The 4,035-nt window shown below is 65.0% G+C and carries 6 protein-coding genes and 1 pseudogene; 2 read left to right on the plus strand and 5 right to left on the minus strand.

Annotation, left to right across the window (positions count from 1 at the left end; all coding sequences use genetic code 11):
• On the minus strand, positions 1-571 hold a 571-nt coding region (locus EN742_RS26850; RefSeq protein ID WP_148670276.1), incomplete at its 3' end, for an MFS transporter.
• Between the two features lie 77 nt (positions 572-648).
• Between EN742_RS26850 and EN742_RS26855 the strand changes: the two genes are divergently transcribed.
• Positions 649-1,266 (plus strand): TetR/AcrR family transcriptional regulator, encoded by a 618-nt coding sequence (locus EN742_RS26855; protein WP_127405683.1) that lies wholly within the window; start codon positions 649-651, stop codon positions 1,264-1,266.
• Positions 1,267-1,311: 45 nt separating this feature from the next.
• Complete coding sequence (locus EN742_RS26860) at positions 1,312-1,902, plus strand: hypothetical protein (protein ID WP_126057568.1); 591 nt, start codon at positions 1,312-1,314, stop codon at positions 1,900-1,902.
• A 7-nt stretch (positions 1,903-1,909) separates the two neighbouring features.
• Here EN742_RS26860 and ppa read toward each other — a convergent pair whose 3' ends face one another.
• The 4 genes and pseudogenes from ppa to EN742_RS26880 form a co-directional block, all read right to left on the minus strand.
• Positions 1,910-2,452 (minus strand): inorganic diphosphatase, encoded by a 543-nt coding sequence (ppa, locus tag EN742_RS26865; protein WP_126057567.1) that lies wholly within the window; start codon positions 2,450-2,452, stop codon positions 1,910-1,912.
• A 104-nt stretch (positions 2,453-2,556) separates the two neighbouring features.
• Positions 2,557-3,063 carry a GNAT family N-acetyltransferase gene (locus EN742_RS26870; RefSeq protein WP_126057566.1) on the minus strand — a complete coding sequence of 169 codons (507 nt, stop codon included), beginning with the start codon at positions 3,061-3,063 and terminating at the stop codon, positions 2,557-2,559.
• Between the two features lie 119 nt (positions 3,064-3,182).
• Positions 3,183-3,821 (minus strand): TPM domain-containing protein, encoded by a 639-nt coding sequence (locus tag EN742_RS26875; RefSeq protein WP_127405682.1) that lies wholly within the window; start codon positions 3,819-3,821, stop codon positions 3,183-3,185.
• Positions 3,822-3,826: 5 nt separating this feature from the next.
• Positions 3,827-4,035, minus strand: a pseudogene (locus tag EN742_RS26880) (hypothetical protein); the annotation flags it as partial.

Raw genomic sequence — 4,035 nt, forward strand, 5'->3', positions numbered from 1 at the left:
CCAGCAGCCACACCACCGGCACCAGGGCGGCGGTGGCGACCGCGATGGCGAGGGCGACGGGCTTCCAGCCGCCCGCCTGCGCCAGCGAGGCGAGCAGCGGCAGGAATACAAGCAAGCCGGTGGCGCTGGAGGCCGACATCAGCCCCATCACCAGGCCGCGATTGGTCTTGAACCATCGATTGACGATGGTGGCGCCGAGCACGGTTGCGACCGCACCCGAGCCGATGCCGGAAAGCACGCCCCAGGTGATCAGCAGATGCCACGGCTTGGTCATCAGCAGGCTGAGCGCCGTCGAGCCCGACATCACCAGCAACGAAATTAGCAGCGTGCGGCGCAGCCCGATCCGCTCCATCAGGGCTGCCGCGAACGGCCCGGTCAGGCCATAGAGGAAGATGCCGATCGCGGCAGCCAGCGAGACCACGTCGCGCCGCCAGCCAAAACTCTCCTCCAGCGGCAGCATCATCACCGACGGCGCCGAACGAAGCCCGGCCGCGATCAGCAGGCAAAGAAAGATAACGCCGACCACGACGAAAGCGTAGCGCTGGCCAAACGGACGAGACTGAGCTATCATGTTACTGACCGGTACGTTGCAATTGGATGGGGCTATGAATACGTACCGGTCAGTAACATTGTCAAGCGAGTCGTGGCATGCCACCGGACAAAAAAATTGAAGCATCCATCAGCGGGGATCACGCGCCAGCGCATCCGAAGGCCGCCGACAAGATTCTCGACGTGGCGCGCGACCTGTTCTACCGCGAAGGCATAAGAGCGATCGGCGTCGACGAGATCGTCAAGCGCGCCGGCGTCACCAAGCCCAGCCTCTACCGCAGCTTTCCCTCCAAGGACGAACTCGCCGCCTCCTATCTGCGCAAATACGATCTCGAATTCTGGGAGCGCTTCGACGAGGCTGTCGATGCGCATCCGGGCGACCCGCGCGCGCAGATCGTGGCTTTCCTCACCCGCGTCGGCAAGCGCACGCAAAAACCCGACTATCGCGGCTGCGGCATGACCAATGCGGCGGTGGAATATCCCGATCACAGTCATCCGGCGCGCATCGTCAGTGAGACCAACAAGCAGGAACTGCGCCGCCGCCTGCGCGCCATGGCGGCCGCAATGGGCGCCGCCGATGCCGACACGCTTGGCGACGGCCTGCTGCTGCTGATCGAGGGCGCCTATATCAGCGGCCAGCTGTTCGGCCTCGGCGGACCGGCGGCGTCGGTCGCCCGCAACGCCGATTTGCTGATCGAAGCCAGCTTGAAGAAATAGCGATTGGCGGTACGCTCCCGGCAACTCGAAACGGAGTTGTCCGCCATGCGTGCGCCTCTGATCCCGCTTGCCCTCGCCGGTCTCTGCCAGGCGGCCCATGCCGGCGACATATCCAGCGCCTACACCGATCTGGACTGGGAGAGGGATTGCGTAACCTATGCGCAGGCGGCCGAGGGCGAAGGCGATTGGGCGAGCCTCGCCTGCTCCGGCTATCGCGGCTACCCCGTGCTGATCGGCTACGACGATGCCCGCGAATCGCTGTTCTACGGGTTCCCGTCCGGCGACATGACCTCGGTCTGGGAAAGCTTCTCCGGCCTCAACACGGCCGGGCCCAAGGTGGAATGGCGCATCGAGACCAACGGCGACGTCGCCATCCCCTTCGCCGTCATCCACCGCCGCGAGGTCAGCAATCCCGATGACGAGAACAAGCCGACCCAGGTGCTGGTCGTCGCCAAGGTGGCCCAGCCGGACACCCAGCAGGGCTGCACCATCGGGCTGGTGCTGGCCACCGGCAACCCGCAGGCCAACGACCAGGCGCGCAAGCTCGCCGACGAGAAGGCGAAAGGCTTCGCCTGCGGCAAGGACAAGCGCGAGGTGATCGGCAGCGTGCCGGACTTCGGCCGGGTGGATAACTGAGCCGAGACTACTTCGCCGCCTTCGCCACCTTCGCCCGTTCGATTGCCTCGACGATCATCTTCTTGGCGTATTTGGAATCGTGCCAGCCCTCGATCTTGACCCATTTGCCGGGCTCGAGATCCTTGTAGTGCTCGAAGAAGTGCTGCACCTGATCACGCGTGATCTCGGGCAGATGCGTGTACTCGGTGACGTTCTCGTAGCGCAGCGTCAGCTTCGGCGACGGGACGGCGATCACCTTCTCGTCCTGGCCGGCATTGTCTTCCATGATCAGCACGCCGATCGGCCGCACATTGATGACGCAGCCCGGCACCAGCGCGCGCGTATTGCAGACCAGCACGTCGATCGGATCGCCGTCGCCCGACAGCGTGTGCGGCACGAAGCCGTAATTGCCGGGATAGCGCATCGAGGTATGCAGGAAGCGGTCGACAAACAGCGTGCCGGCCTCCTTGTCCATCTCATACTTGATCGGCTCGCCGCCGATCGGCACTTCGATGATGACGTTGACGTCTTCCGGCGGGTTCTTCCCGGTGGCAATCGCTTCGATGCGCATAACTCAAATCCCTCTCTCGATTTGTCAGACCGATAGCGGCGGACGCGTCATGGTGCAATGCGGCGAATCGTGCGGGGAGAATAACAACGCCGAAACGCGGGCGTTCATTCCCAGACGAAGGCGACCTTCTTCAGCGCCTTTTGCTCGAATATCTCGACGCCTTCGGCGATGTCGCGGCCGCCGGCGCCAGCATAGAAAGCGAGCGCGTTCTGGTTGTCCTCAAGCGCCCAAACCACCATGCCGCGCAGACCGTGGTCGGCTAGCCGCGCGCGGGCCGCGCTGAACAGCCGGCTGCCGAGCCCGATGCCTTGGTATTCCGGGCGCAGATAAAGCTCGTAGATCTCGCCCTGCTGGCGGAGTTCACGGGCGCGATTCTTGCCGATCGTGGCGTAGCCGGCGATCGTGCCGCCAATCTCCACCACCAGCACGGTGGCGGCGCGGCGAATCGCGTTCGCCCACCAGTCGGCCCCGCGGCGGTTGATCATCGAGGTCAGCGTGCGGTGCGGAATAATGCCGGAATAGGCGCCGCGCCAGGCCTCTTGATGCACGTCGGCGATGGCCGCCGCGTCGCGCGGCTCGGCCTTCCTGATGTCGATGGTCAGCGTGTTCATGATTGGTTAACCATAAACCCGCATCGCCGGATTGCAAAGAGTCCGGCCCACGGCATCCGCGCTTTCGCACAGGCGAACAACAGGGCGCGGGAGGGCTCAGCGCAGGTTAAAGACTAATCTCAAATCTCGACGAGATGATCGTCCAGCTCGTTGGCATCGCCCGCTGTGACAGGGAAATGTTCGGCCAGCACCGCGCCAACCGATTCGACGGCCTTGATGAACCCGTCGGCGAGCCGGTCGTCGCCGGCATGCGCGGTAAGGTCGCGCACCACGCCGTCCCAGACATGCTGGCCGACCTTGCTGTTGATGCCGCTGTCGGCGACCACCTCGGCATAGCGCTCGGCGATCGAGACGAAGACCAGCACGCCGGTGCGCGCAGCGGTGCGATGCACGTTGCGGGCAAGGAACTGCTTGACCGCGTTGAGATGCGCCGCCTGGTAACGCAGGTGGCGCGGCACGAAATGGATGCGCAATCCGGGCAGCGCCCACAAGAGCACCAGCACCGAGGCCAGCGCCAGGAGCTCGGCGAAAACAAAATGCGGCAGGCGGATCGACAGCCACCAGGCCTCCAGCCCATAGGCGACGGCAAGGCTGGCGACGAGCATGGCTAGCGTCGTCATGAAGGCGGCGGGAAAGAAATAGCCGTCGCTGGCATGCGCCACGACGCAGTAGATCTCGCCGTCGGTCCTCGCCTCGGCGGCGCGGATCGCCTCGGCGATGCGCTCATGATCCTGCGGGCTGATCGGTCGTGTCGCCATGTGTCTCACCAGCTTCCCGAGGAGCCACCGCCGCCCGACGAACCGCCGCCACCGGAGAATCCGCCGCCTCCGCCGCCCGAGGACCAGCCACCGCCGGAGCTCCCCGAGGACCAGCCGCCGCTGGACGAGCGCTTGCCGGGCTCGAAGGTCATGCCTAGCCAGCGATAGCGGCCGGGGCCGATCCTCTGGCCGAAGATCGGTGGCAGGATGGAAG

The sequence above is a fragment of the Mesorhizobium sp. M4A.F.Ca.ET.020.02.1.1 genome, assembly GCF_004022645.1.
In the GTDB taxonomy this organism is placed as follows: domain Bacteria; phylum Pseudomonadota; class Alphaproteobacteria; order Rhizobiales; family Rhizobiaceae; genus Mesorhizobium.